Genomic DNA, 26969 nt, shown 5'->3' with positions numbered 1-26969 from the left:
GCTCATTGCGCGGCCATCGCCGCGCGGGCGGGCAGGCCGAGCCGGAAGGCCGCGCCGCCCTGGCCGGGCAGGTAGGTGATCGTCCCGCCGAGACGACCCATGATCTCGCGGCAGATCGCGAGGCCCAGCCCGGCGCCCCCCGCCTTCTGATCGCCGACCCGGGCGAACTTCTCGAAGATCACGTCCTGCGCGTCCACAGGTATACCGGAGCCATTGTCGATAAAATCGACGATCAGAAGCCCGTCGCGCTCCGCGACGCGGATCGAGAGCTTCGGCGCGTCGGCGTCGCAGTACTTGCGGGCGTTCGCCACGAGGTTGATGAACACCTGGCTCAGCCGGTCGAGGTCGGTGAGGAGGCGCAGATCCTCCGCATCGCGGTCGCGGCGGACCTCCAGACGCGCGCCGGCGGCCTCTCCGGCAAGGGCGGTGGCCACCGCATGATCCAGAAGGTCGGCCAGCCCGCCCTCGCGGATGTTGAGGCTGACCTGCCCGTTCTCGAGCACGCTGAGATCCAGCAGATCGTCCAGAAGCCGGGTCAGGCGCAACGCCTCGTCGTGGATGATCGAGGCGTATTTCGCCTGGTCCCGCTGCTCGAGCCCGCCCGCGTCGCGCAGGATCTCCGAGAAGGCGCGGATGGAGGTCATCGGCGTTCGGAGCTCATGGCTGATCTGGCTGAGGAAGGCATCCTTCTGGACGGAAAGCCGCGTGAGCTTCTCGTTCGCCTCGCGAAGCTGGCGGGCGGTGCGCGCGAGTTCGCGGCGCTGGGACTCGAGCTTGGCGGAATACTCCATCATCTGCGCGGTCTCGTCGGCCACCGCCATCAGCTCCTCGACCGAGACGGTCAGCCCGCCGACGATCTGCCCCACCATGGCGTGGGCGGTCGCCGCGCCCACCGAGCCCGCAAGTTCGCGTTCCAGAACCTCGAGGAACTCGGGCGTGGGCTCGGGCAGGTAGCCGCGCAGCCCCTGCCGCCCCGCCTCGCGCCGGAAAAGGGCCTGGGCCTCCGCGGCCCCGAGGATGCGCTGGGCCATCACCATGAGGTCCTCGGTCTGCGCCGCGCCGCCGCGCCAGCCGCGCGGGCTGCCCGCCGCGTTGAGCGCGCTGACGAACTGCGCGCCCTGCAGCCGCTCGAGCGGTTGCGGGAAGCTCAGAAGCGAGACCGCGAGGAACACCGCGGTGTTGAGCGTGAGGCTCCACAGCACGGAATGGATGAGCGGGTCCATCCCGTCGATGCCGAAAAGCGCATGCGGCACGAGCCACCCCTGCCCCAGGATCCCGTCGGCCATGACGCCCGCGCTCAGCACCACGCCGGGCCCGAAACTCGGCAGGAAGCTCGTGTAGAGCCAGACCGCGAAGCCCGTCAGAAGCCCCGCCAGCGCGCCCGCGCGGGTGGCGCCGCGCCAGAAAAGGCCGCCCACCATGGCCGGCAGGACCTGCGCGAGCCCCGCGAACGCGACGAGCCCGATGGCCGCGAGCGCGGTGCCCCCGCCCGAGAGCCGGTAATAGAGATAGCCCAGGAACACGACCCCCACGATCGAGACCCGCCTGGCCAGCAGCACCACGTGGCGCACATCGCCCGACCGCGTCGCCCCGCCCCCTGCCGCGCGCAGCCAGATCGGCATCACGATGTGGTTGGACACCATGGTGGAGAGCGCGATCGCCGCGACGATCACCATGGAGGTCGCCGAGGAAAAGCCCCCCAGGAAGGACAGCATGGCGAGCGTCTCCTGCCCGGAGGCCAGCGGAACGGTCAGGACGAAGAGATCCGGGTTCGCGCCCGCCGGCATGAGGTCGAGCCCGACGACGGCGATCGGCACCACGAAGAGGCTCATCAGCAGCACATAGGCCGGAAAGGCCCATGCGGCGGTGCGCAGATGGCCCTCGTCCTCGTTCTCCACCACCATGACGTGGAACATGCGCGGCAGGCACAGGAAGGCCGCCGCGGAGAGGAAGGTCAGCCCCGCCCAGCGCGCGCCGTCGATCTGCCAGCGGGCGAGCTCGGGGCTCGCGTCGATCCGGTCCAGCATGGACGACGGCCCCCCGCCGAGGCCCCAGACCACGAAGACGCCCACGGCGAGCAGCGCGCAGAGCTTGACCACCGCCTCCACCGCGATGGCCATGACCACGCCGTGGTGGCGTTCGTTCACGTCGAGGTTCCGGGTGCCGAAGATCACCGTGAAGAGCGCGAGGCCCGCCGCGACCCAGAGCGCCGTCGCGTCGGCGTCCGCTGACGGGGGGCCGGCCGGATCGGGATGGGCGAAGGCCGCGAAGGACAGCGTCACGGATTGCAGCTGGAGCGCGATGTAGGGCGTGGTGCCCACCACCGCGAGAAGCGTCACCGCCACGGCGAGCACGGTCGACTTGCCGTAGCGCGAGCTGATCAGGTCGGCCACCGAGGTGATGCGCTGCGCCCGCCCGATCCTTACCAGCTTGCGCAACCCCCACCACCAGCCGAGCATGATCAGCGTGGGACCGAGGTAGATGGTGAGGTATTCCAGCCCCGACCGCGCGGCGTAGCCGACCGCGCCGTAGAAGGTCCACGCCGTGCAGTAGATCGACAGCGAGAGCGTGTAGACCCAGGGCCCGCGCAGCCAGCCGACGCGGCCGCGCCAAGCGGCGCGCTCGGCCGCGGCGGCGACGAGAAAGAGGAACGCGACGTAGCCGAGGCAGACCGCGACCAGCAGGTTCAGCGACGGCATCAGTCCGGCTCCGCGCCGTCCCCGTGGCGCTCGCGGATGTCGCCCAGCCGCCGCGACAGCAGGGCAGCGGCGAGGATCAGCAGCGCCCAGACCGCGAAGAGATACAGCATCGCCCGCGAGGTCGAGACCTCGCCGCCCTCCCCGCGCCAGAGCAGCGGCAGCGCGAAGAGGCACGCGCCAAGGATCGGCAGCAGCCGTGCCGCGTCGGCAAGCCGCCGCGCGCGGTAAAGCTCGCGCTGAAGGAACACCGGCGGCGACCGATCCGTCACGACTGCACCATCGCGCGCACCGCGTCGAGAACCTCTGTGTTCGAGAAGGGTTTCGTCATGAACCGCGACGCGCCGGCCCGCTCGGCCATCTCGCGGTCCTTCGCCTGGCCCCGCGCGGTCAGCATGAGCACGGGCAGGTCGTCGAGCCCCTCGGCCTCGCGCAGGTCGCGCAGGATGTCGTAGCCGGAGCGGCCGGGCAGCATCACGTCCAGGATCAGCAGGTCGGGCCGCTGCGCGCGGATCACGTCGAGCGCGTCATGCCCGTTGGCGTGCGTGTGCACGCGCCACCCGTCGCGCGACAGGATGAAGCTGATCGCCTCGATGATGTTCGGCTCATCCTCGATGACGAGGACACGCTTTCCCATCCTATCCTCTCCTCCCACGCCGCGATTGCCGCGGTCTCGCGTTTTCGGTCGAGTAAACACCACTCCTTCGGCGCAAGTCAAAAGCCCTCTGCCAGGATCGAGGGCTCGCGCCGGCCGGGACAGGCGGGCTGCGGGCAGATCCGGCAGCTCACGCCCACCGGCAGGGCCGGAGCGTCTTCCTCGGCGGAGGGCGCGACGGGCACGATCAGCATGGTCGCCTCGAAAAGGCCGGGACGGTCGAAACCGGCCGGGGACGCGGGCTGGGCCACGGCAAGCCCGCGGAACAGGCGCGGGCCGGCGCCCGCCGGCGCCATCAGGCGCGCCACCGGCTGCGCCGGCCGCGACAGCGCCTCGAAAAGCGGCCAGTAGGGGCAGCCCGCCCCGAACCGCGGCAGCGCGAAATCGTCGAGCGGCTTGCGGAAGGTGAGCGTGCCTGCCCCGTCGCAGATCACCAGGCCAAGCGGCGCGGGCACGAGATCCGCGGGCAGCTGGGCGAGGCGTCGCATGGCGGCGGCAAGATCGGTGCCGCTTGCCCGTGCGAGCGCCGCCGGATCCGGGCCGTCGCGCGCTACCACCCGCGCTACCCTGGAAAGCGGCATCGCGACCGCGTCGGCCCGATACCGCTCCAGAAGCCGCCGCGCCGTGGCGCGCGCGGCGGTCGAAACCGGCGCCGCATCACCGTCCAGCAGCGCGTCGATATCGGCCGACGGCCCCTCCAGCTCGCCGAAGTGGTAGGCACGCCCGCCGAAAAACGCCTCGAGCTCTTCCTGCGGCGATGTGAGGTTGGCGCCGTCCTCGCCCGCCGCGTCGAGGAAATTCACCAGCCCCTGCACCGCCCCCGCCAGGCGGCGGCTGTCCTCGTTGAGGTTGCGGTGGAAGCGGTCCTGCCACTCGGGCTCCAGCTCTCCGGTCTCGGCCAGGATCGCCGCGGTGGACCGGATCGCCGTCACGGTCGACAGCACCTCGTGCATGGACGCCGCGAGGTGCGGATCATGGGTCAGGCGGTCCGACAGCGACTCGACCGTACGCTCGAGCGCGTCGATGCGCCGTCGCGCATCCACGAGCAGTTCCGCCCAGCCGGGGAAGCGTCCGGCGAATTCCTCCGCGCGGTCGAGCTCGGCGCTGTGACCTCCGCGCCGTGCGGCGGCTTCGCGCAGCCCGGCCACGAGCGCGGCCTCCGCGCCCTCGCTCAGAAGGGAGGATTGCACGCCCAGCGCCTCGGCGATGGACAGCAGCAGCTTGCCGCCGATTCTCCGGCGGTTGTGCTCGATCAGGTTCAGGTAGCTGGGCGAGATCCCGGCAAGGCGGGCCAGTTCGGCCTGCTTCAGCCCGGCCATCACGCGCCGCTCCCGGATACGGGTGCCGGTGAGGGCCTCGGGCGTCATCGCCAAATCCTCCGCAATTCAAAGGCTTTCTGCACTGCCGAATAATATCTTTACAGTCCGCAACGTCAGCCTGTGTAGATATTTACAAAAAAGTTCATTCTTTCAAGACAGTTGTTGCGACGTTTTCTTTTATTGCGTGATACTGGCTTTGCACAGAAGTGCTCGCGCCGGGGAAGAGAGGAGTCCCGGGCGCACTCATGTACTGGGAGGATGACATGTCCAAGACCAACCTCACGCGCCGCGGCGTGCTGAAGACGGGTGCCGGCGCGGGCGCGGGCCTCGCGCTGCCGACGATTTTCACGGCGAGCTCGGCTCACGCCTTCACGAACGAGCCCACGGGCAGCACGGTCACGCTCGGCTTCAACGTGCCCCAGAGCGGGCCCTACGCCGACGAGGGCGCCGACGAGCTGCGCGCCTACGAACTGGCCGTCGAACACCTCAACGGCGAGGGGGATGGCGGAATGCTCCGCACCTTCAGCTCCAAGGCGCTGGAAGGCAACGGCATCCTCGGCAAGAAGGTGGAATTCGTCACCGGCGACACCCAGACCAAGTCGGACGCCGCGCGCGCATCGGCCCGCTCGATGATCGAGAAGGACGGCGCCATCATGATCACCGGCGGCTCGTCCTCGGGCGTGGCCGTGGCCGTGCAGGCGCTCTGCCAGGAGGCGGGCGTGATCTTCATGGCCGGCCTCACGCACGCCAACGACACCACCGGCAAGGACAAGCGCGCGAACGGCTTCCGCCACTTCTTCAACTCCTACATGTCGGGCGCGGCCCTCGCGCCGGTGCTGGCGAACGCCTACGGCACCGACCGCAAGGCCTATCACCTGACCGCCGACTACAACTGGGGCTACACCACCGAGCAGGCCATCAAGGAAAGCACCGAGGCGATGGGCTGGGAGACGGTGAACGCGGTGAAGACGCCGCTGGGCGCCGGCGATTTCTCGTCCTACATCACGCCGGTGCTGCAATCGGGCGCCGACGTCCTCGTGCTGAACCACTACGGCGGCGACATGGTGAACTCGCTCACCAACGCCGTGCAATTCGGCCTTCGCGAGGCGCAGGCCAACGGCAAGGACTTCCAGATCGTCGTGCCGCTCTTCTCGCGCCTCATGGCGCGGGGCGCGGGCGAGAACATCAAGGGCATCTTCGGCTCGACCAACTGGCACTGGTCCCTGCCCGACGAGGGCAGCCAGGCCTTCGTGCGCTCCTTCGGCGAGAAATACGGCTTCCCGCCGAGCCAGGCCGCGCACACCTGCTATGTCCAGACGCTGCTTTACGCGGACGCGGTCGCACGGGCCGGCAGCTTCCAGCCCTGTGCCGTGGTCGAGGCGCTCGAGGGCTTCGAGTTCGACGGGCTCGGCAACGGTCCGACCCTCTACCGGGCCGAGGATCACCAGTGCTTCAAGGACGTGCTCGTGGTGAAGGGCAAGGAGAACCCGCAATCCGAGTTCGACCTGCTGGAGATCGTCGAGATCACGCCTGTGGACCAGGTCACCTACGCCCCGGATCACCCGCAGTTCGCGGGCGGCTCGCTCGGCAGCTGCAACAACGGCGCCTGATCCAACCGCGGGGCGCGGGCGCCACGGCGCCCGCCCCTTCCCGCGCCGCCGCCGCGCGCGGCGCGTCCCGACAACATGAGAGGCGGGGGCCATGGACGCGATAATCCTGCAAATCCTCAACGGGCTCGACAAGGGCTCGGCTTACGCGCTGATCGCGCTCGGTCTGACGCTGATCTTCGGCACGCTCGGCGTGGTCAATTTCGCGCACGGCGCGCTGTTCATGATCGGCGCCTTCGTCGCCGTGACAGTGTCCTACGTGCTCGGTCTCTCCTTCGAGACGGTCGATCCCGAGCGGGTCGACTTCCTCGGCAATCCGCTCAAGGTCCAGAACACCTACATCGAAGAGTGGTTCGGGCCCCAGCTCGGCGGCGCCATCATCGACTGGTCGGTGCCCATCTCCATCCTCGTCGCGATCCCGATCATGGCCTTCGTGGGCTACGCGATGGAGCGCGGCCTCATCCGCTACTTCTACAAGCGCCCGCACGCGGACCAGATCCTCGTGACCTTCGGACTTGCGATCGTGCTGCAGGAGATCATCAAGTTCTATTACGGCGCGAACCCCATTCCGACGCCCGCGCCCGACGCGTTCAAGGGATCGTTCGATTTCGGCGTGCTGCTTGGCTTCGATCCGAACACGATCCTATACCCGTACTGGCGGCTGGTCTATTTCGGCTTCGCCATGATCGTGATCGCGGCCGTCTTCGCCTTCCTGCAATTCACCACCTTCGGCATGGTCGTGCGGGCAGGCATGGCCGACCGCGAGACGGTGGGCCTGCTGGGCATCGACATCGACAAGCGCTTCACCGTCATGTTCGCGATCGCCGCGATCGTGGCCGGCCTTGCCGGGGTGATGTACACGCCAATCCTTTCGCCCAACTACCACATGGGCATGGATTTCCTGGTGCTGAGCTTCGTGGTCGTGGTCGTGGGCGGCATGGGAAGCCTGCCGGGCGCGGTGCTCGCGGGCTTCCTTCTGGGCATCCTGCAAAGCTTCGCGTCGATGTCGGAGGTGATCTCGGTGCTGCCGGGCATCAACCAGATCATCATCTACCTCGTCGCCATCATCGTTCTGCTGAGCCGTCCGCGTGGCCTCATGGGCCGCAAGGGCGTGATGGAGGAATAAGCCAATGCTCGGACTCAACCGCAAGGATGCGACGCTTTTCCTCGTCGTCTTCGCCCTGGTGCTTTTCGCGCCCTTCCTGCTGAACCCCTTCCCGACGGAATCCGGCCTGGCGCAATTCAACGCCGGCTACCCGGACCTGATGCAGCGCTTCGTGATCTTCGGGATCTTCGCGATCGGCTTCAACATCCTGTTCGGGCTCACCGGATATCTGTCCTTCGGACACGCGGCCTTCCTCGGCGTGGGCTCCTACGCCGGGGTCTGGATGATGAAGCTGCTGACCATGAACGTGATCCCGGCGATCCTCATCTCCGTCGTGTTCGCGGGCCTGCTCTCGCTGATCATCGGCTGGATCTCGCTGCGCCGGTCGGGGATCTACTTCGCCATCCTGACGCTGGCCTTCGCGCAGATGTGCTACGCGCTGGCCTACTCGGTGCTCACGCCCGTCACGGGCGGCGAGACGGGGCTGCAACTCAGCCTCGACGATCCGCGCGTCATCGGGGCGAGCGCGACGCCCGACGGCAACATCCCCGTCCCGCACCTCTTCGGGCTGGAAATGAACGACAACACGCAGCTCGCCATGGGCGAGTGGGTGTTCACCTTCTCCGTCGGCTACTACTTCGCGGCGCTGCTCATGCTGGTCGCGTTCTACCTCGCGATCCGGCTGTTCCGCTCGCCCTTCGGGATGATGCTGCGCGCGGTGAAGTCGAACCAGCAGCGGATGAACTATACCGGTCTCAACTCCAAGCCCTATACCCTGGCCGCCTTCGTGATCTCCGGCATGTATGCCGGCCTCGCGGGCGGGCTGATGGTGGCGATGGACCCGCTTGCGGGGGCCGAGCGCATGATCTGGACCGCCTCGGGCGAGGTGGTGCTGATGACCATCCTCGGCGGCGCGGGCACGCTGATCGGGCCGGTGCTCGGCGCCGGGCTGATCAAGTATCTCGAGAACATCCTGTCGAAGATCAACAAGGGCGTGCTGGAGCAGTGGTTCGCCTTCATGCCCGACGGGCTCTCCGACATCATGGTGACCATCATCTATCCCTTCGTGGGCAAGGGCTGGCACCTCACCCTCGGCATCATGTTCATGCTCGTCGTGATCTTCCTGCCGGGCGGACTCGTGGAGGGCGGGCAGCGCATCGCGCGGCTCTTCCGCCGCAAGAAGAAGAAGACCGCGGGCTCCGGCGACGACCCGGAGCATCACCCCAAGCCCCAGCCGCACGTGGCCGAGTGAGGAATACGCATCATGGGAATCCTCGAAGTCAAGGACGTCAACAAGCGCTTCGGCGGCCTGAAGGCGCTTTCCGAAGTCAATCTCTCGGTCCGGGAGAACACCGTTCACGCCATCATCGGACCGAACGGCGCGGGCAAGTCCACGCTGCTGAACTGCCTCGTGGGCAAGCTGATCCCCGACACCGGCTCGGTGATGTTCGACGGCCAGTCGGTGCTGGGGCGCAAGCCCTACGAGATCAACCAGATGGGCATCTCGCGGGTGTTCCAGACGCCCGAGATCTTCGGCGATCTCACCGTGCTCGAGAATGTCATGATCCCGTGTTTCGCCAAGCGTGACGGGATGTTCCGGATGCACGCCTACGAACACATGCTGGACGAGCACGACCTTGTCGCCAAGGCAGAGGAAATGCTGCACGACGTCAACATGCTGGACAAGCGCAACATGCACTCCGCATCGCTGTCGCGGGGGGACAAGCGCCGGCTGGAGATGGCGATGTGCCTGGTGCAGGAGCCGCGCCTCCTGCTTCTGGACGAGCCGACCGCGGGCATGAGCCGCGCCGACACCAACAACACGATCGACCTTCTGAAGGAGATCAAGGAGAAGCGCGACATCACCATGGCGATCATCGAGCACGACATGCACGTCGTCTTCAGCCTCGCCGAGCGGATCACCGTGCTCGCCCAGGGCACGCCGCTGGTCGAGGACACGCCCGAGAACATCAAGGGCCATCCGAAGGTGCAGGAAGCCTATCTCGGCGAAGCCGCGTAAGGAGACTCTGTCATGAACGTCAAACCCGACTTCTCCAAGAACGCCAACATGGCCGAGACGGCGCCCGCCTTCCTCTCGGTCTGGGACATGCACGCCTATTACGGCGAAAGCTACATCGTGCAGGGCATCAGCTTCAACGTCCACGAGGGCGAGATCCTGGCGCTGCTCGGCCGCAACGGCGCGGGCAAGACCACCACCCTGCGTTCGCTGGCGCGGCTCGACAACCCGCAGGTGACCCACGGGGAGCTCTGGCTCGACCACCAGCCTCTGCACAGAATGAAGGCCCACGAGGCCTCGACCATCGGCGGGCTGGGCCTGGTGCCGGAGGATCGGCGAGTCATCGCTGGCCTGACGGTCGAGGAAAACCTGCAGCTGGCGCAGATCGCGCCGCCTGTTGGCTGGTCGCTCGAGCGGATCTACGATCTTTTTCCGCGTCTCGGGGAGCGCCGCAAGCAGGAAGGCGTGACGCTGTCGGGGGGCGAGCAGCAGATGCTGGCGATCGCCCGCGCGCTCGCGCGCGACATCAAGCTGCTGCTTCTGGACGAGCCCTACGAGGGTCTCGCCCCGGTGATCGTGGACGAAATCGAGCGCACGCTTCACACCGTGAAGGAGCAGGGGATGACGACGATCCTGGTGGAGCAGAACGCGGTGCGCGCGCTGCAACTGGCCGACCGGGCCGTCATTCTTGACACGGGGTCCATCGTGTTTGACGGTTCCGCGACGGAGGTCCTCGAGAACGAGGAACTCCGCGCCGAATATCTGGCGATCTGAGCCGGATCGACCGCCCCTGGCCGGCTGGACGCGGGAACGGGCGGGAAAAAAGGACGAGGGGAGGAGCAATGACCGACACCTATCCGCCTTCCGCGGAAACCATTTCGCGCGCGCATGTCACCGCGGAAACCTACGAGAAGATGTATTCCGAAAGCGTTTCGGACCCCGAGGGGTTCTGGAAGCGCGAGGCGATGGAGCGGATCGACTGGATGACGCCCTTCACAAAGGTGAAGGACGTCAGCTTCGATTTCGGCAACGTTCACATCAAGTGGTTCGAGGACGGCACGCTGAACGTGGCGGCCAACTGCATCGACCGGCACCTCGAGACGCGCGGCGACCAGACCGCGATCATATGGGAGCCCGACGAGCCCGGCGATGACGCGCAGCACATCACCTACCGGGAGCTGCACGGGCAGGTCTGCAGGATGGCGAACGTGCTCAGGTCGCTCGGTATCGGCAAGGGCGACCGCGTCGTGATCTACCTGCCGATGATCCCCGAGGCGGCCTACGCGATGCTCGCCTGCGCACGCATCGGCGCGATCCATTCGGTGGTCTTCGCGGGCTTCTCGCCCGACGCGCTGTCGGCCCGCGTCAACGGGTGCGACGCGAAGCTGGTCATCACCGCGGACAGCGCACCGCGCGGCGGCCGCAAGACCAAGCTCAAGGACAACGTGAACCAGGCGCTGCTGCGCGACTTCGACGAGGTCAAATGCCTTGTCGTGCGGCGCACCGGCGACCAGGTGGCCTGGCGCTCCACGGGCGATTACTGGTGGCACGAGGAGGCCGAGAAGGTCGACGACGACTGCCCGCCCGCGGAAATGAACGCGGAGGATCCGCTCTTCATCCTCTACACCAGCGGGTCGACCGGCCAGCCCAAGGGGGTCGTGCACAGTTCGGGCGGCTATCTCCTCCATGCCGCGATCACGCAGCAGATCACCTTCGACTACCACGACGGCGACATCTTCTGGTGCACCGCGGACGTGGGCTGGGTGACGGGGCACAGCTACATCGTTTACGGGCCGCTGGCGAACGGCGCCACGACGCTGATGTTCGAGGGCGTGCCCACCTACCCCGACGCGAGCCGCTTCTGGCAGGTCTGCGAAAAGCACAAGGTCAATCAGTTCTACACCGCGCCCACCGCGATCCGCGCGCTGATGGGCCAGGGCGACGAGTTCGTCACGAAATGCGATCTGTCGTCGCTGCGCATTCTCGGGACCGTGGGCGAGCCCATCAACCCCGAGGCGTGGAACTGGTACAACACGGTCGTCGGCAAGGGGAATTGCCCGATCGTGGACACCTGGTGGCAGACCGAGACCGGCGGCCATCTCATCACGCCGCTGCCCGGCGCCCATGCCACGAAGCCCGGCTCGGCCATGCGGCCCTTCTTCGGCGTCCAGCCCGTGGTTCTGGATCCGCAGTCGGGTGAGGAAATCGATGATTTGCCCGCCGAGGGCGTGCTGGCGCTGAAGGACAGCTGGCCCGGCCAGATGCGCACCGTCTGGGGCGATCACAGCCGCTTCGAGGCGACCTACTTCCAGCAATACAAGGGCCACTATTTCACCGGTGACGGCTGCCGGCGCGATGCGGATGGCGATTACTGGATCACCGGGCGCGTGGACGACGTCATCAACGTCTCGGGCCACCGCATGGGCACCGCGGAGGTCGAATCGGCGCTGGTTGCGCACGCCAAGGTGGCCGAGGCCGCCGTCGTCGGATACCCGCACGCGATCAAGGGTCAGGGGATCTATTGCTACGTGACGCTCATGAACGATGTCGAGCCCTCGGACGAGCTGCGCAAGGAACTGCGCGACTGGGTCCGCCAGGAGATCGGGCCGATCGCGTCTCCCGACCTCATCCAGTGGTCGCCGGGCCTGCCCAAGACGCGCTCGGGCAAGATCATGCGCCGCATCCTGCGCAAGATCGCCGAGAACGATTACGGCAGCCTTGGCGACACCTCGACCCTCGCGGACCCCGGCGTGGTGGACGATCTGATCGACAACCGGATGAACCGGGAGTGATCCCGCGCGGCGCGCGCCCAGAGTGTGCGCCGCTTGATCGCGGTCATTGCGCGAGGGTGGCTTGAGGCGCACCCTTGCGACCGATCGAAAGGAGATCCCCGATGCGACGACTGTCCCTCGCCTTCACCTGCACCGCGATGCTGGCCGTTTCGGCATGCGAGAACCTCACCCGAGAGGAGAGGGTCGTCGTCGGCGGGCTGACCGGCGCGGCGGTCGGGCTCATCACCGCGCGGGAACTGACCGACGACGACGACTGGGTCATCATCGGCACGCTGACCGGCGCGGCCGCCGGCGCGCTCATCGCCCGCAACCGGGACACCGGTCGGTGCGCCTACGCCACGCGCGGCAGCGGCTACCGCGTGGCCCCCTGCTGAAATCCGGGACGCGTTAAGGTTTCGTCAAGGCGCGCCTGCGACAAGGGGTGCGGGGGTTCGAACGGAACGAAAGCGTGTCCCGATGTCCTTTCTGGGGTCTTCCATCTTTCAAGCCGCGCCGCACGCCGCCACCTACCCGCTCTCGCTTCCCGCGGCCCCTGCGCCGCAGGCCACCGACACCCGCGTGGCTCCGACACGAGGTGGCGACGGCGCCGGTCTTGATCACGACCTGCGCCGTTACGGCGCGCCCCAACGCGCCCGCCGCGACGGCCACAGCGCGCCGCCCTCGATCCTGCAGATGAAAATCGACAGCCTGCTTCGCGAACAGGCCGAACGGCGTGCGGACGAAGCGGCTGCGGCCGCCGCGCGAAATCCGTACCAGCGGACCGACGCGGCGGCCCTGCGTCCCGACTTGGTCGTCGGGGCAGACACCGAAACGCCGGCCGAGGACCGCGAAGGCGCAGGGGCCGCTCGCGCCGGCACGCCGCCGGCCGTGACCCCGACCGACGCCCTCGGCGCCCCGCGGAAGGGGGCCTGAGCCGGCGATCACGCCGCTTTCCTCGCCCCGGGCCATGCCCTATACACGGCCAAATCAGGAGGGGGCGGCGCCGGGCGGGCACGCCCCGGGGCAATGGCCGAGGACGACATGACGACACACACGCACGACGACGACGTGGCCTTCATCCGCGCGCTGGCCGAACTGCTGCGGGAAACCGATCTCACCGAGATCCAGGTGGACCGGGCCTACGGCGAGGCGGACACGCTGAGCGTCGTGGTCAGCCGCGCAACGCAGGCGCAGCCCCAGCTCGTGCAGGCCCCTGCCCCGGCCCCCGCGCCGTCGCCGGCCCCCGCGCGGGACGCCGCCGCGCCCGCCGAGGCCGCCACGCCCGACGACCTTGCCAGCCACCCGGGCGCCGTGACCTCGCCCATGGTGGGCACGGTGTACATGCAGCCCGAGCCCGGCGCCCCGCCTTTCGTGAGCGTCGGCACCGGCGTCTCCGAAGGTGATACCCTGCTCATCGTCGAGGCGATGAAGACCATGAACCACATCCCCGCGCCGCGCGCGGGCACGGTCAAGCGTATCCTCGTCGAGGACGGCTCGGCGGTGGAATACGGCGCACCCCTCGTGATCATCGAGTGAGCCGCGCCATGTTCGACAAGGTCCTCATCGCAAACCGGGGCGAAATCGCGCTTCGCGTGATCCGTGCCTGCCGCGAGATGGGTATCGCCAGCGTCGCGGTCCATTCCACGGCCGACGCCGACGCGATGCATGTGCGCATGGCGGACGAAAGCGTCTGCATCGGTCCGCCCTCCGCGACGCTGAGCTACCTGTCGGTGCCGGCGATCATCTCCGCCTGCGAGGTCACGGGCGCGCAAGCGATCCATCCGGGCTACGGTTTCTTGTCCGAGAATGCGCAGTTCGTCCAGATCGTCGAGGATCACGGCCTCACCTTCATCGGCCCGTCGGCCGAACACATCCGCATCATGGGCGACAAGATCACCGCCAAGGACACGATGAAGGCGCTCGGCGTGCCTTGCGTGCCCGGCTCGGAGGGGGGTGTCACCTCGCTCGAGGAGGCGCGCGCGCTCGGCGCGGAGATCGGCTATCCGGTGATCGTGAAGGCGACCGCGGGCGGCGGAGGACGCGGCATGAAGGTCGCCCGCTCGTCCGAGGAGATGGAGCGCGCGTTTCGCACCGCCCGCGCCGAGGGCAAGGCCGCGTTCGGCAACGACGAGGTCTATATCGAGAAATACCTGACCACCCCGCGCCACATCGAGGTTCAGGTCTTCGGCGACGGCAAGGGCCACGCCGTGCATCTGGGCGAGCGCGACTGTTCGCTCCAGCGGCGCCACCAGAAGGTTTTCGAGGAGGCGCCGGGCCCCTGCATCAGCCCCGAGGAGCGCGCGCATATCGGCAAGGTCTGCGCGGACGCCGTGGCCCGGATCGGCTATTCCGGCGCGGGCACCATCGAGTTTCTCTACGAGGCGGGCGAATTCTATTTCATCGAGATGAACACGCGCCTTCAGGTCGAACACCCCGTGACCGAAGCGATCTACGGCGTCGATCTCGTGCGAGAGCAGATCCGCGTGGCCGAGGGCTATCCGCTGTCCTTCACGCAGGACGACCTCACCATCAACGGCCACGCCATCGAGGTGCGCATCAACGCGGAGCGCCTGCCGGATTTCGCCCCGTCCCCGGGGCGCATCACCCAGTATCACGCGCCGGGCGGGCTGGGCGTCCGGATGGATTCCGCGCTTTACGACGGCTACGTGATCCCCCCCTTCTACGACAGCCTGATCGGCAAGCTCATCGTGCACGGGCGTGACCGGGCAGAGGCGATGGCGCGGCTGAACCGCGCCCTCGGAGAGCTTATCGTGGACGGCGTGGACACCACGATCCCGCTTTTCCGACGCCTGCTCGACGCGCCGGCCGTGCAATCGGGCGATTACACAATCCACTGGCTGGAGACATGGCTGGAGACGACCCTCGACGCCTAGCGCAGGGCGTGCCATGACCGGCCCGCCACCCGCCCGGCAGGACGTCGCGCTGACGCCCGAACTCGTCCTGCACGCCTACGCGATGGGGCTTTTCCCCATGGCCGAGCACCGGGAGGACGACACCGTCTTCTGGGTGGACCCGAGACGCCGGGGCGTCTTCGAACTCGATCGCTTCCACATCTCCCGAAGCCTGGCCCGGCGGATGCGGCGCGGCGGCTTCTCGGTGACCGTCGATACCGCTTTCGAGGCGGTCATGGACCGCTGTGCCGACCGCTCCGAGACATGGATCAACGACGAGATCCGGCGCCTTTACGTCGCCCTGCATCGCATGGGCCACGCTCATTCGCTGGAAATCTGGATGGATGGCGCGCTTGCTGGCGGGGTTTACGGGGTAACCCTGGGGGCGGCCTTTTTCGGCGAAAGCATGTTCTCGCGTCGGACCGACGCCTCCAAGATCGCGCTCGCCTACCTTGTGGACCGGCTGCGGCTTGCGGGATTCCTGCTGTTCGACACCCAGTTCCTGACGCCACATCTCGCCTCGCTCGGCGCGGTGGAGATCTCTCGCGCAGAGTATCATCGCCGCTTGCGCGCGGCCCTCGAGGAAACGGCCGATTTCACAGCGCCGGCGCTGCCGGCCACGCCTCAGGACGTGGTGCAGCGCAATACCCAGACGTCGTAGCGCGCGTGATCGAGCGCGTTGAGCGCGGGCGAGGCCGCGGTCATCCAGCCGGCGAAGACGGGCTCCGCCTTGCCGTCCTCCCGGATGACGACATACGCCCAGGCATCGCCGGAAGGATCGCCCTCCGGGTAGCGGCACTCGCGAAGAGAGATCTCGAGCCGCCCGAGCGTGACCCGCGCCCCGTTCACGAGGGTCACATCCTCGACCGTGCCGCTGATCTTGTCGAGCCCACGCAGCACGGCGCCGGTGCCGCGTTCGGCCGCTTCCTGCGCCGCGGAGGCGACGGGAAGCCCGGCGAGCGCCAGCATGAAAGCCGTCCTGCGGATCACTCGTCGCCCTCTGTGAAGAACTTCAGGAGAAGCGTCACGAGGCTCACGGAGCTCTGGGTGTCGATGATCTCTTCCCCCGGTTCCAGGTAGAACAGCGACCCGCCCGGCGAAATCTCGACGTAGTTGCCGCCGAGGAGGCCCTCAGAGGCGACGAGGATCGCGCTGTCGTCGGGGATCTGCACGCCCTCGCGCACGGTGAAGACCGTGTCGGCCCGGTAGGTTTCGGGATTGAGGCTGATATCCGTCACGGTCCCGATCTTCACGCCGGCAAGGCGCACGTCGGTACCCACGCCCACGCCTTCGAGCGAACGGAAACTCGCGGTCAGCGGATAGGACCCGCCGTCGCGGGAAAAGCCGGTGATCTGGGCCGCGTAGACGACGAAACCGATGGCCGCCGCAAGGACCACGCCGCCCACGAGACTTTCCGCCCGGTGGTCAGACATCGCGTCTACTCCGGGGTCCAGGGCTCGTAGTCGCGCTGCTCGTCCGGCGCGACGCGGCGGATCGAGCCTCGCGGCGCATAGGCAAGCGGCGTGCCGGTGAGATTCTCCTGATGAGGTTTTTCCCACGGCTTGTGAGGCAGCGGCCGGTCAGTCGGCGGCTCGTCCCATGTGCGGTGCAACCATCCATGCCAGTCCGGGTCCACGCGGCTTGCCTCGGCTTCGCCGTTGAACACCACCCAGCGGCGGCTGTCGTCGCGGTTGCGGTAGAACACGTTGCCCTGCGTATCCTCGCCCACCCGCTCGCCATGACGCCAGGTGAAGAACTGCGTGCCAAGCGTCTGGCCATTCCACCAGGTGACCGATCGGTTCAGGAAACTAAGGATGCCCATCGACGCCTCCGGATATCACCTGTTCCATATGGACCAGCGCGCAGGCAAGGTCCAGTGGTGCGCCGCGCGGCATTCACGATGCCGGCAAGAGCCGCGTGCCGCGGCGCCACAGGATCGCCGCGCCGAACCGCTTCGGCCGCCGCGAAGGCGGGCCGGAGCATCCGACACAGGCACCCCATATCGCTGAAAGCGCCATGAGCACGCCACCGCGGTCGATGGCCGTTCCGATCTTGGATCCGGTCTGCGCGTTCTCCCGGCCTCAGCCGGCGCTCGCGCCTTCCTTCTTCTGGTCGGCGTAGATCATCAGCGGTTTGGCGTCGGAGGTCGCCGCCTCTTCGTTGACCACGACCTCGGTGACGGAGTCCATGCCGGGGAGCTCGAACATGGTGTCGAGCAGGATGTCCTCGAGGATGGACCGCAGACCCCGCGCCCCCGTCTTGCGGCGGATCGCGCGCTTGGCGATCGCCTGAAGCGCCTCGTCCGTGAAGGTGAGTTGCACGTCCTCGAGCTCGAAGAGCCGCTGATACTGCTTGACGAGCGCGTTCTTCGGCTGGGTCAGGATCGTCACCAGCGCATCCTCGTCCAGATCCTCGAGCGTGGCGATGACCGGCAGACGGCCGACGAATTCGGGGATCAGGCCGAATTTCAGCAGATCCTCGGGCTCGAGCGCCGTGAAGATCTCTCCCACGCCGCGCTCGTCCGGGGCGCGCACATCGGCCCCGAAGCCCATCGCCGAGCCCTTGCCGCGCTGTGCGATGATCTTGTCGAGCCCCGCGAAGGCCCCGCCGCAGATGAACAGGATGTTCGTCGTGTCCACCTGCAGGAATTCCTGCTGCGGATGCTTGCGCCCGCCCTGCGGCGGCACGGACGCCACCGTGCCTTCCATGAGCTTCAGCAAGGCCTGTTGCACGCCCTCGCCCGACACGTCGCGCGTGATCGAGGGGTTTTCCGACTTGCGCGTGATCTTGTCCACCTCGTCGATGTAGACGATGCCGCGCTGCGCCCGCTCGACGTTGTACTCGCTGGCCTGAAGGAGTTTCAGGATGATGTTCTCGACGTCCTCGCCGACATAGCCCGCCTCGGTGAGCGTGGTGGCGTCGGCCATGGTGAACGGCACGTCGAGGATGCGGGCGAGCGTCTGGGCAAGCAGCGTCTTGCCGCAGCCGGTGGGGCCGATCAGCAGGATGTTGGACTTGCTGAGTTCGATGTCGCCGGATTTGGCCGCGTGGTCGAGGCGCTTGTAGTGGTTGTGCACCGCCACGGCGAGCACGCGCTTGGCCATGGCCTGGCCGATCACGTAATCATCGAGCACGTCGGAAATCTCGCGCGGGGTCGGAACGCCGTCGGTGCTTTTCAGCCCGCCGCCCTTCGTCTCCTCGCGGATGATGTCCATGCAGAGTTCGACGCATTCATCGCAGATGAACACCGTCGGCCCCGCGATCAGTTTGCGCACCTCGTGCTGGCTCTTGCCGCAGAACGAGCAGTATAGCGTGTTCTTGCTGTCGCCGCCGGAGTTCGTCGCCATATCACACCTTTCGGGCCGCTGTGTCTTTTTCGGGCGCCGCGGCGGGCCGCGGCTTCGGCCTTCCTGTCGGAGCAGCTTAGGTCAGCCACCCACCGGCCACAACGCCAAATTTCCGGCCGGTTCGCCTTCGGAACAGAGACGGTTAACGATCAGGCGTCCGTCTCGGTCTCGGCGCGCTTCTGAACGATCTCGTCGATGATGCCCCATTCCTTCGCGTCCTCGGGCGACATGAAATAATCGCGCTCGAGGGCGGTTTCGATCTTCTTGAGCGTCTGCCCGGTGTGGTGGACGTAGATGTCGTTCAGCCGGCGCTTGAGCTTAAGCGTTTCCTCGGCGTGGATCATGATGTCCGTCGCCTGGCCCTGATAGCCGCCCGAGGGCTGATGCACCATGATCCGGCTGTTTGGCAGCGAGAAGCGCATGCCGGGCGCGCCCGCGGCAAGCAGGAGCGAGCCCATCGAGGCCGCCTGCCCGATCACCAGCGTGGACACCTTGGGCTTGATGTACTGCATGGTGTCGTAGATCGAGAGCCCCGAGGTCACCACGCCGCCCGGGCTGTTGATGTACATCGAGATTTCCTTGGACGGATTTTCCGCCTCGAGGTGGAGCAGCTGCGCCACGATGAGGCTGGACATCCCGTCATGCACGGGCCCGGAAACGAAGATGATGCGCTCCTTCAGGAGCCGCGAGAAGATATCGTATGCGCGCTCGCCCCGGCTGGTCTGCTCGACCACCATCGGAACCAGGGTATTCATGTATGTCTCGAAGGGATCGGTCATCTGGGGCTGCCTGCCTTGTGTGCTGGGACGTCGTGGCGTCGTCGGTCTGTGGGAGTCTTAGTGTTGCACCGGGGGGGCTGCAAGGGGCGGCACGGCTCCGGCACGGGCGTTTGATCCGCGCGGCCCGGGCATTAGCTCTCTGCCGGTCGTGGAGGGTCCGATCATGCAGGCACTCACCCAGTTTCCACCGGCCCGGGCGGCCGGCCTCGCGCGGCTCGCGCGGTTCGTCCCGCGCGCCGGCACGGACTATGCGCGGCGGCGCAATGTCGATCTGGGTCCCGGCCGGCACGACCATGTCTCGGGGTTGTCGCCCTGGCTGCGCCGCAGGCTCGTGACCGAGGAGGAACTGCTTGCCTCCGTGCTCGGGCGGCATTCGCCGGTCGCGGCCCGCAAATTCGTGGAGGAGGTGTTCTGGCGCGCGTACTGGAAAGGCTGGCTGGAAAGGCGCCCGGCGGTCTGGACGAGCTACCGCGCGGGCCTCTTGCGTGCACTCGACCGCGTGCAGACCGAGGCGGGCCTTCGCCAGGACTGGGCGGCCGCCTGCCGCGGTGAAACCGGCATCGACTGCTTCGACGCCTGGGCGCGGGAGCTCGCCACGACGGGCTATCTGCACAATCACGCGCGGATGTGGTTCGCCTCGATCTGGATCTTCACGCTGCGCCTTCCGTGGGAGCTTGGCGCCGATGTCTTCCTGCGCCACCTGCTCGACGGCGACCCGGCCTCCAACACGCTTGGATGGCGGTGGGTCGCCGGGCTCCAGACGCCGGGCAGGACGTATCTCGCGCGTCCCGGGAACATCGAGAAATGCACCGGCGGCCGCTTCCGGCCCGAAGGGCTCGCCGCCGCGGCGCCTGCGCTCGAGGGTCCGCCGGCCCCGCCGCCGCGCCCCGTGCCCGAAAGCGGCCGCTGGGATCCGGGCCGGGCCACGGGGCTTCTGCTTACCGAGGAAGACCTTGCGCCCGGCCCCCTTTTCGAGGCGGGGCTCGCGCCGCGGGCGACGGCGGTGCTCAGTTCGGTCGACGGGCTTTCGCCGCTCGCCGTCGCGCCCCATCTGCTTGCATTCGTGGAGGGCGCGATCGACGACGCCACCGCGCGGTGGGCGGCAAGGCTCGGCCCGGTGACGCGTCTTTCCTGCGCCGACGACATCGCGGAATGGGCGGCCGCGAACGGGATAGAGCAGGTCGTCACGCCCTACCCGCCCGTGGGACCCGCCGCCGATGCGCTTGCAGGGCGGGACGTGATCCGCATCCTGCGCCCCTACGACGCCGCGGCTTGGCCCCATGCCACGCAGGGCTTCTCCAGCTTCAGGGCGCGCATCCCTTCGCTGCTGGACGGGATCGGCCGACCCGCGGCCTGAAACGACGAGGGGCCGCCCCGAAGGACGGCCCCCGCATGCCGCGCACGCAGCGGTTCAGCCGAACATGTCGGTCGTGATGCCGGAATACCAGCCGAGGCTTTCCTCGTAGGTCTGGCGGCGCAGATCGGCGGGTTCGCCCGTGTCGCTGATGAAGCCGTCGACCTTGGCGATCTTCTCGTCCGTCGCCTCGTAGGTCGCGCCCACCTTCACGCCGTCGTCGGTGTCGATGAGCGACCAGCAGGTGTTGGAGAACTTGGCAGGGAACACGGTCGCCCCGGTGAGCGCGCCGCGGATCGCCATCGCCGCCACCTTGGCCTGGCTGTTGGCCGAGTAGCCCGATTTCGGCATGTCGCCCTGGTCGGTCGCATCGCCGAGGATATGCACGTCCTCGTCGAGGCGCGAGACCATCGTGTGGCCCGAGACCGGCGCCCAGTTCCCTTCGGTCAGGCCCGCCTCGTGGCAGATCCGGCCGGCCTGCTGCGCGGGGATGACGTTGCACGCGTCGACCTGCTCCACCATGCCGTCGATGTTGACCGTCATCTCGGCGGGGTTCACCTCGACGTTGTCGCCGCCGAAATCGGGCCCGATCCGCGAGATCATGCCGGGATAGTGCTTCTGCCAGCCCTCCTCGAAGAGCGCCTGCTTGGAGAAGTTCGCCTTCGGGTCCACGATCAGGATCTTGGCCGTCGGGTTCTGTGCCTTCAGCAGATGCGCCACCATCGAGACCCGCTCATAGGGGCCGGGCGGGCAGCGGTAGGGGTTGGGCGGCGCCACCATGGCGTAGAGCCCGCCCTCGGGCATGGCCTCCACCTGGGATTTCAGCAGCGCGGCCTGGGTGCCGCCCTTGTAGGCATGGGGCATCGTGTCCTGGTCGTCGATGCTCCAGCCCGGGACGGAGCCATCGACGAAATCGATGCCGGGGCTCAGGATCAGCTTGTCGTAAGGCAGCGACGCGCCGCTCGCGAGCGCGACGGTCTTGGCGTCGCGGTCCACGCCCACGGCCCAGTCGTGCACGACGTTGATGCCATAGTCGCTGGCGAGCTTGTCGTAGGAGTGCGCGAGGCTGTCATACTCGCGGAACCCGCCGATGTAGAGGTTCGAGAAGAAGCAGGTGTAGTAGCTGCGCGCAGGCTCGATCAGCGTCACATCGATCGCGCCGTCGCTGTCCTTGGCGATGTAGCGCGCGGCCGTGGCGCCGCCCGCGCCGCCGCCCACCACGAGCACACGGGGCTTGCCCTGTCCCAGCACGGCCGGCGCGTAGAGCGACGCCGCGGCCGCGGCGCCGGTGCCGATGAAGGCACGTCTGTTGAGTGTCATGAGGTCTCCTCCCTTGGCGTGTCGCCGGGCGGTTCACTCCGCCTCGGCGAAATACGCGGCAAGTGCCGCGATCTCCTCGTCGGACAAGCGCCCGGCCATCATCTGCATCACCGGATGCGGCCGGATCTTGCGCTTGTAGGCGTGCATCGCCACGACGAAATCCTCTTCCGGCCAGCCGGTGATCGCGGGGATGCCTTCGTCGGCCCCGTCGCGCCGGTGGCAGGTCGTGCACTCGGATGACAGATATTCTCCGTAGGCCGGATCGCCGACAATCTCGAGGGTGTCCGGCGGCAGGTCCACTTCGCGCGGCAGCGCGGTGGGTTCGGCCTCGGGGATGTTGGCCGGATCCGCGGAATAGACCCGCAGATAGGCGAGCACATCCGCGCGGTCCTCCGGCGCATCCAGCCCGGCGAAGTTCATGCGCGTCCGGGACACGAGCGCGCGGGGATTTTCCAGATACGGATCAAGGGTGTCGAACGTCCACACGAGCCCGTCGGCCCCCATGCGCGCCAGCCCCTCGGAATAGCGGTAATCCGCGATCTCTCCGGCCTTGCGGCCGAAGATGTTGTTGAGATGGGGGCCGATGCGGTTCTCCGCACCGGCCCCGACCTGATGACAACTTGCGCAGTGACGCGCGAAAAGCGTGGCGCCACTGTCTGCATCGCCGATCGGGCGCGTTTCCTCCTCCGCATGGACACCGGTCGCAAGAAGCGTCGCGGCGAAAAGCGTTATCGAAAGAAGCGGCCCTTGCGTCATCAATTCTCCGAATAGGTCTTGAGATACTCGGTGACGGCAGCGATGTCCTCGTCGTTCCTGAGGCCCGCGAAGGCCATCTTGGTGCGCTGGACGTACTCTCTCGGATTGGCCAGGAACTTCGCCAGCGTCTCCTCGTTCCAGACGCCGCCCTCTTCGCCCATCTCGAGCAGGGTGTTGGAGTAGCGGAAGCCATCGATGCCGCCCATCTCGCGCCCGAAGAGGTCGTTGAGATGCGGACCTGTGCGGTTCTGCGCGTTCTCGCCCACCTGGTGGCAGGCCTGGCATTGGCGGAACACGCTTTCCCCGTCCTCGGCGAGGGCCATGTCGATCTCCATCGCGGCGGTCTCTGCCTCCGGTGCGGTCTCGGTCATGTCCCCAGTGTCCTCGGCGACGGCCGCCGTGTCCACTGTTTCTTCACCCGAAGATCCCGTCCCGGTCTGGGCCGCGGCTTCCTCCTGCTCGGGATCCACGGGCGTCACGCCAAGATCCGTGGCCCGCAACGTGATCTCGACCTCGTCCTTGCAGTTTTCCATGCAAGGCTCGGTCCGCCAGATCGTGTATTCCGTCTCCGGCCTGTCATCGATGATGAACCCGTCTGCGTTGGGCATCTCGATCTCGGCGAAGTTCTCGTTCGTGAGCACGAAGTCGTCTTCCACGAGGAAGTTCGAGTAGAGCAGGTAGGCCGTGATCGCGTAGACCTCGTCGGTGCTGAGCGACTGGGCGTTGCCGTAGGGCATGGACCGATGGACGTAGTCCCACACGGTCGAGAGATACGGCCAGTAGCTGCCGATGGTCTTGACCGGATCCTCGCTCGCCAGCGTGCCCTCGCCACCCGAAAGCGGCGGCCAGTTGCCCAGCCCCTCGGCGAAATCGCCGTGGCAGGCCGCGCAATAGGTCAGGTAAGCCTCCTCGCCCTCCATGACCGAGCCGGAGCCCGGCGGAAGGCCCTGGCCGTCGGGACGCACGTCGACGTCCCATGCCGCCAGTTCCTCGGGCGCGGCGGGGCGCCCGATCCCGTACCTGCCGTCATGGGTCGCCTCGTCCGCCTGCGCGGCGGCAACCATGAAGCCAAGATCCGGATTCGACGGCCCGGCCGAAAGACGCGGCGCGTCGGTGGGTATCGGGCTCACGAACCGATCCGCGAAGTTGTGGGCCGCGATGAGCACGACCGCGGTGCCCGCGAGCGCCGTTCCGGTAAGCTTAAGAGACTTCGACATTTTCGGCCTCCCCGTTCGGCTTCACGTGCCAGGTCTGGATACAGTTGTTGTGGTAGATCGAGTTCAGCCCGCGCACCTCGCGCAGCTGCGCCTTGGTCGGCTGGACGTACCCCGTCTCGTCCATTGCGCGGGACTGGAGCAGCATCTCCTCGCCGTCCCAGTTGGTGTCGAGGTAGAAGCGGGTCAGCGCCTTCGGATCGCCCTGCTTGGCGAGCCGCGCGGTCTCCCACGTCTTGCCGCCATCCTTCGAGACGTCGACGCGGGTGATGCGGCCGTGACCCGACCACGCCATCCCGGTGATGACGAGCGGCCCGGCGCCGTGCGTGATCGGCATCTGCGGGCTCGGCGAGGTGATGACCGATTTCGCGTCCATCACCCAGGTCCACTTGCGCGCGGTCCCGTCCTCGAGAACGTCGGTGTATTTCGACGTCTCCTCGCGGCTTTCCACGGGGCCGTCCATGACCTCCACGCGGCGCAGCCACTTCACCCACATGTTGCCTTCCCAGCCCGGCACCACGAGGCGCACGGGGTAGCCGTGCTCCTTGCGCAGAGCCTCGCCGTTGGCCTTGAAGGCCACGAGAACGTCGTCCAGCGCCTTGTCCATCGGGATGGAGCGGCCGTTCGAGGAGGCGTCGGCGCCCTCGACGAAGACCCACTTGTCGGACAGATCGCCCGCGGCGTCGAGACCGGCCTCCTGCAGCAGCGTGCGCAGCGGCACGCCGGTGTATTCCATGTTGTGGATCATGCCGTGGGTGTACTGCGCACCGTTAAGCTGCGCGCCGGCCCACTCCATGCCCGTGTTGGCCGCGCATTCGCAGAAATAGACATGATTCTCGCGCGGGAAGCGCTCGAGATCCTCGTAGGAGAAGACAAGCGGCGTATCCACGAGGCCGTTGATCATCAGCCGGTAATCCGGCTTGGCCAGCTCGATCGCGCCCGAATGGTGCCGCTCGAACGCACAGCCCTGCGGCGTGATCGTCCCCTCGAGCGCGTGGATCGGCGTGAAGTTGATCGAGCTGATCGTGTCGGCGGTCAGCCACTCCACGTTGCGGCGGATCACGTGATCCTCGAACTTGATCGGCATCCCGTAGGGCGTGGCGTCCACCGGATCGCCCCAGCCCGAGGCCCAGGGCTGCACGTCGGTGATGAGCGGGTTGGGGCTGGCGGCATGTCCGGCCTTCGCCGCCACGGCCCCTGCCCCGGCCGCCGCGGCGCCGGTCAGGAACTGCCGGCGCGATGGCTTCGGTCCCTTGAAGCTGGTCGTCATCTCTCCATTGCTCCTCTCAGATCATCGAATTCGCTTTTGTGAATTCGACAGGCAAACTCTTGTACCGTCGACGGGCCGGCACCGTCAGGTGCCGGTCACCGTGACGGAGGTGTTGGGCTCTACCTTCACGGTCCCCTTCTGGCGAACGTGATCTTCCACGACATCCCAGATCGGCGGGCCCTCTGTCCCCTCGTTGACGCTCGCCCAGCCCGCGACGACATAGGACCGCGCCGGATCGATCGGCTCGCCGGTCTTGAGCAGCGTCATCTCGGAGATGCGCTCGCCCTGCGGCTTGGAGACGTCGATGCGGTAGCCGAGGCCGCCGAGGCGCACCATGTCCCCGCCCTGCTGGTAGTAGGGGTCGGGGTTGAAAAGGTTGTCGCCCACGTCCTCCAGCACGACCTTGAGGAATTCGCCGGTCATCTCGGTGCGGTAGGCGTTCGGGTAGGTCATCGAGGTCACGTTCCAGATATCCTCGCGGGTGATATCCTGGCCCGGGATCAGCGACGGCCCCCAGCGCACGCCGGGCGACATGGCGATCTCCGCGTCGCGCTGTTCGAGCAGCGCCTCGCAGATCAGGTCGTCCCAGGTGCCGTTGAAGTTGCCGCGGCGGTAGAGCAGGCTTTCGGTCTGGCCGATCACCTCGGAGAGCTGCGTCTCGAAGGGCGCGCGCTGTTCGTCCACCAGCGCGGTCATCTCCGGGTCGGGCTGGATCACGTCGGAGAAGATGGGAATGAGCTTGTGGCGGAAACCCATCATCTGCCCGTCGCGCACGTCGAGATCGACCCGGCTGACGAACTTCCCGTTGGAGCCGGAGGCGATCAGGATCGTGTCGCCCACGAGCACGGGCTCGGGCAGCGCATCATGCGTGTGGCCGGTCAGGATCACGTCGATGCCTGACACCTGGCCGGCCATCTTCTTGTCCACGTCGAAGCCATTGTGGCTGAGAACCACGACGAGCTCCGCCCCCTGGGCGCGGACCTCGTCCACCATCTCCTGCATGTGCTGGTCGCGGATGCCGAAACTGTAGTCGGGGAACATCCAGCCCGGGTTGGCGATCGGCATGTAGGGGAACGCCTGGCCGATCACCGCGATGTTCACGCCGCCGCGCTCGAACATCTGGTAGGGCGCGAACTCCGCCGCCGGCTCGTCCCACATCGCGTCGAAGATGTTCTGGCCGAGCGCCGCGAAGGGCAGCCCCTCGACCAGGTCGCGCACGCGCTCCTGGCCGAGCGTGAACTCCCAGTGGAAGGTCATCGCGTCGGGCCGCAGCGCGTTCATCACGTTGACCATGTCCTGGCCTTCGGTGTGATAGCAGGTGTAGCTGCCATGCCAGGTGTCGCCGCCGTCGAGCAGAAGCGCCTCCGGCCGGTCGCCCCGGATCGCGTTCACCACCGTGGACACGCGGTCCATGCCGCCCATCCGGCCATAGCTGCGCGCGAGCGAAACGAAATCGTCGTAGGTCAGCGCGTAGTGCGACGGGCTGCCATCCTCGATGCCGTAAAGCCTGCGGAACTCGGCGCCGGTGATGTGCGGCACCTCTCCCTTGTTGGGGCCAACGCCGATGTTGACCTCCGGTTCGCGGAAATAGATCGGCTTGAGCTGGGCGTGGATGTCGGTGACGTGGATCAGCGTCACGTTTCCGAACGTGTCGAAGTCCAGCAACTGGTCCTGCGTCAGCGCCTGCTGCGCGGCGAGCCTGGACCAGTTGCCGAAACCGGACGCGCCGACAAGGGCCGAGGCGGCCATGCTGGCCTGCAGGAAGTCGCGGCGGGAAATCATCTGGGTGGCGCTCCGTTGGTGTTCTCGGGGATAAAGGGTGACATGCCCCCTCCCGCGCACGGGAG

26 protein-coding genes are annotated in these 26969 nt (G+C 67.4%); 12 read left to right on the top strand and 14 right to left on the bottom strand.

From position 1 onward, the window contains the following. Nucleotides 1-2: 2 nt before the first annotated feature. The 4 genes from AB6A69_RS05470 to AB6A69_RS05455 all read right to left on the bottom strand — a co-directional run bounded on the left by AB6A69_RS05470 (nt 3) and on the right by AB6A69_RS05455 (nt 4718). Nucleotides 3-2699: an ATP-binding protein gene (locus AB6A69_RS05470; protein WP_371060019.1), complete on the bottom strand. Its 2697-nt coding sequence runs from the start codon at nt 2697-2699 to the stop codon at nt 3-5. Continuing rightward, complete coding sequence (locus tag AB6A69_RS05465) at nt 2699-2968, bottom strand: hypothetical protein (protein WP_371039154.1); 270 nt, start codon at nt 2966-2968, stop codon at nt 2699-2701. Before AB6A69_RS05465 ends, AB6A69_RS05470 begins: the two co-directional genes overlap by 1 nt. Further along, a complete protein-coding gene (locus AB6A69_RS05460) occupies nt 2965-3333 on the bottom strand; it encodes a response regulator transcription factor (protein ID WP_371060018.1) in 369 nt (122 codons plus the stop codon). The genes AB6A69_RS05465 and AB6A69_RS05460 overlap by 4 nt, the downstream gene beginning before the upstream one ends. Before the next feature lie 77 nt (nt 3334-3410). Beyond that, entirely contained in the window at nt 3411-4718 is a 1308-nt protein-coding gene (locus AB6A69_RS05455; RefSeq protein ID WP_371060017.1) for a helix-turn-helix domain-containing protein, read from the bottom strand. Between the two features lie 215 nt (nt 4719-4933). Here AB6A69_RS05455 and AB6A69_RS05450 point away from each other — a divergent pair, with 215 nt between their 5' ends. From AB6A69_RS05450 to aat, 11 genes are all read left to right on the top strand, one after another. Next, nucleotides 4934-6280, top strand: coding sequence for a substrate-binding protein (locus AB6A69_RS05450; protein WP_371039157.1), 1347 nt, complete (start codon nt 4934-4936; stop codon nt 6278-6280). Nucleotides 6281-6371: 91 nt separating this feature from the next. Then, complete coding sequence (locus AB6A69_RS05445) at nt 6372-7403, top strand: branched-chain amino acid ABC transporter permease (RefSeq protein WP_371060016.1); 1032 nt, start codon at nt 6372-6374, stop codon at nt 7401-7403. 4 nt (nt 7404-7407) lie between these two features. Beyond that, nucleotides 7408-8634, top strand: a complete 1227-nt coding sequence (locus AB6A69_RS05440) for a branched-chain amino acid ABC transporter permease (RefSeq protein ID WP_371039159.1) — start codon at nt 7408-7410, stop codon at nt 8632-8634. 12 nt (nt 8635-8646) lie between these two features. Then, nucleotides 8647-9402: an ABC transporter ATP-binding protein gene (locus AB6A69_RS05435; protein ID WP_371039160.1), complete on the top strand. Its 756-nt coding sequence runs from the start codon at nt 8647-8649 to the stop codon at nt 9400-9402. A 12-nt stretch (nt 9403-9414) separates the two neighbouring features. Next, nucleotides 9415-10173 (top strand): ABC transporter ATP-binding protein, encoded by a 759-nt coding sequence (locus AB6A69_RS05430; protein WP_371055690.1) that lies wholly within the window; start codon nt 9415-9417, stop codon nt 10171-10173. 68 nt (nt 10174-10241) lie between these two features. After that, nucleotides 10242-12191, top strand: a complete 1950-nt coding sequence (gene acs, locus AB6A69_RS05425) for an acetate--CoA ligase (RefSeq protein WP_371060015.1) — start codon at nt 10242-10244, stop codon at nt 12189-12191. 101 nt (nt 12192-12292) lie between these two features. After that, nucleotides 12293-12565, top strand: a complete 273-nt coding sequence (locus AB6A69_RS05420; RefSeq protein ID WP_371060014.1) for a glycine zipper 2TM domain-containing protein — start codon at nt 12293-12295, stop codon at nt 12563-12565. Between the two features lie 82 nt (nt 12566-12647). After that, entirely contained in the window at nt 12648-13103 is a 456-nt protein-coding gene (locus tag AB6A69_RS05415) for a hypothetical protein (RefSeq protein ID WP_371060013.1), read from the top strand. A gap of 108 nt (nt 13104-13211) precedes the next feature. Then, on the top strand, nt 13212-13706 hold the full coding sequence (gene accB, locus AB6A69_RS05410; protein WP_371039165.1) for an acetyl-CoA carboxylase biotin carboxyl carrier protein: 495 nt from the start codon (nt 13212-13214) through the stop codon (nt 13704-13706). An 8-nt stretch (nt 13707-13714) separates the two neighbouring features. Then, entirely contained in the window at nt 13715-15064 is a 1350-nt protein-coding gene (gene accC / locus AB6A69_RS05405) for an acetyl-CoA carboxylase biotin carboxylase subunit (RefSeq protein ID WP_371060012.1), read from the top strand. Between the two features lie 13 nt (nt 15065-15077). Continuing rightward, on the top strand, nt 15078-15743 hold the full coding sequence (gene aat / locus AB6A69_RS05400; RefSeq protein ID WP_371060011.1) for a leucyl/phenylalanyl-tRNA--protein transferase: 666 nt from the start codon (nt 15078-15080) through the stop codon (nt 15741-15743). Here the strand turns inward: aat and AB6A69_RS05395 are convergent. The 5 genes from AB6A69_RS05395 to AB6A69_RS05375 all read right to left on the bottom strand — a co-directional run bounded on the left by AB6A69_RS05395 (nt 15707) and on the right by AB6A69_RS05375 (nt 19208). Next, the gene (locus AB6A69_RS05395; protein ID WP_371060010.1) at nt 15707-16051 is read right to left on the bottom strand and encodes a DUF2155 domain-containing protein; all 345 of its coding nucleotides are present in this window, start codon (nt 16049-16051) and stop codon (nt 15707-15709) included. The two genes, aat and AB6A69_RS05395, sit on opposite strands and share 37 nt — an antisense overlap. 17 nt (nt 16052-16068) lie before the next feature. Next, complete coding sequence (gene mlaD / locus AB6A69_RS05390) at nt 16069-16515, bottom strand: outer membrane lipid asymmetry maintenance protein MlaD (protein ID WP_371055698.1); 447 nt, start codon at nt 16513-16515, stop codon at nt 16069-16071. Between the two features lie 5 nt (nt 16516-16520). Further along, on the bottom strand, nt 16521-16904 hold the full coding sequence (locus tag AB6A69_RS05385; RefSeq protein ID WP_371060009.1) for an NADH:ubiquinone oxidoreductase subunit NDUFA12: 384 nt from the start codon (nt 16902-16904) through the stop codon (nt 16521-16523). Between the two features lie 259 nt (nt 16905-17163). Beyond that, the gene (clpX, locus tag AB6A69_RS05380; RefSeq protein WP_371055699.1) at nt 17164-18429 is read right to left on the bottom strand and encodes an ATP-dependent Clp protease ATP-binding subunit ClpX; all 1266 of its coding nucleotides are present in this window, start codon (nt 18427-18429) and stop codon (nt 17164-17166) included. A gap of 149 nt (nt 18430-18578) precedes the next feature. Beyond that, nucleotides 18579-19208, bottom strand: coding sequence for an ATP-dependent Clp protease proteolytic subunit (locus AB6A69_RS05375; RefSeq protein ID WP_371039172.1), 630 nt, complete (start codon nt 19206-19208; stop codon nt 18579-18581). A 163-nt stretch (nt 19209-19371) separates the two neighbouring features. Here AB6A69_RS05375 and AB6A69_RS05370 point away from each other — a divergent pair, with 163 nt between their 5' ends. Continuing rightward, nucleotides 19372-20565: an FAD-binding domain-containing protein gene (locus tag AB6A69_RS05370; protein ID WP_371060008.1), complete on the top strand. Its 1194-nt coding sequence runs from the start codon at nt 19372-19374 to the stop codon at nt 20563-20565. 54 nt (nt 20566-20619) lie between these two features. Here the strand turns inward: AB6A69_RS05370 and AB6A69_RS05365 are convergent, their stop codons facing one another. The 5 genes from AB6A69_RS05365 to soxB all read right to left on the bottom strand — a co-directional run bounded on the left by AB6A69_RS05365 (nt 20620) and on the right by soxB (nt 26904). Beyond that, entirely contained in the window at nt 20620-21882 is a 1263-nt protein-coding gene (locus AB6A69_RS05365; protein ID WP_371055701.1) for an FCSD flavin-binding domain-containing protein, read from the bottom strand. 33 nt (nt 21883-21915) lie between these two features. Continuing rightward, the gene (locus tag AB6A69_RS05360) at nt 21916-22638 is read right to left on the bottom strand and encodes a c-type cytochrome (RefSeq protein ID WP_371060007.1); all 723 of its coding nucleotides are present in this window, start codon (nt 22636-22638) and stop codon (nt 21916-21918) included. Further along, entirely contained in the window at nt 22638-23855 is a 1218-nt protein-coding gene (locus tag AB6A69_RS05355; protein WP_371060006.1) for a c-type cytochrome, read from the bottom strand. The genes AB6A69_RS05360 and AB6A69_RS05355 overlap by 1 nt, the downstream gene beginning before the upstream one ends. Next, nucleotides 23839-25122, bottom strand: coding sequence for a sulfite dehydrogenase (soxC, locus tag AB6A69_RS05350; RefSeq protein WP_371055703.1), 1284 nt, complete (start codon nt 25120-25122; stop codon nt 23839-23841). Before soxC ends, AB6A69_RS05355 begins: the two co-directional genes overlap by 17 nt. A gap of 84 nt (nt 25123-25206) precedes the next feature. Next, nucleotides 25207-26904 (bottom strand): thiosulfohydrolase SoxB, encoded by a 1698-nt coding sequence (soxB, locus tag AB6A69_RS05345; protein ID WP_371060005.1) that lies wholly within the window; start codon nt 26902-26904, stop codon nt 25207-25209. Nucleotides 26905-26969 lie beyond the last annotated feature (65 nt).

This window comes from Rhodosalinus sp. 5P4 (assembly GCF_041365695.1).
GTDB lineage: Bacteria > Pseudomonadota > Alphaproteobacteria > Rhodobacterales > Rhodobacteraceae > Rhodosalinus.
The sequence above is the reverse complement of the archived record's forward strand: the minus strand, read 5'-3'. Positions and strand labels throughout refer to the sequence as shown.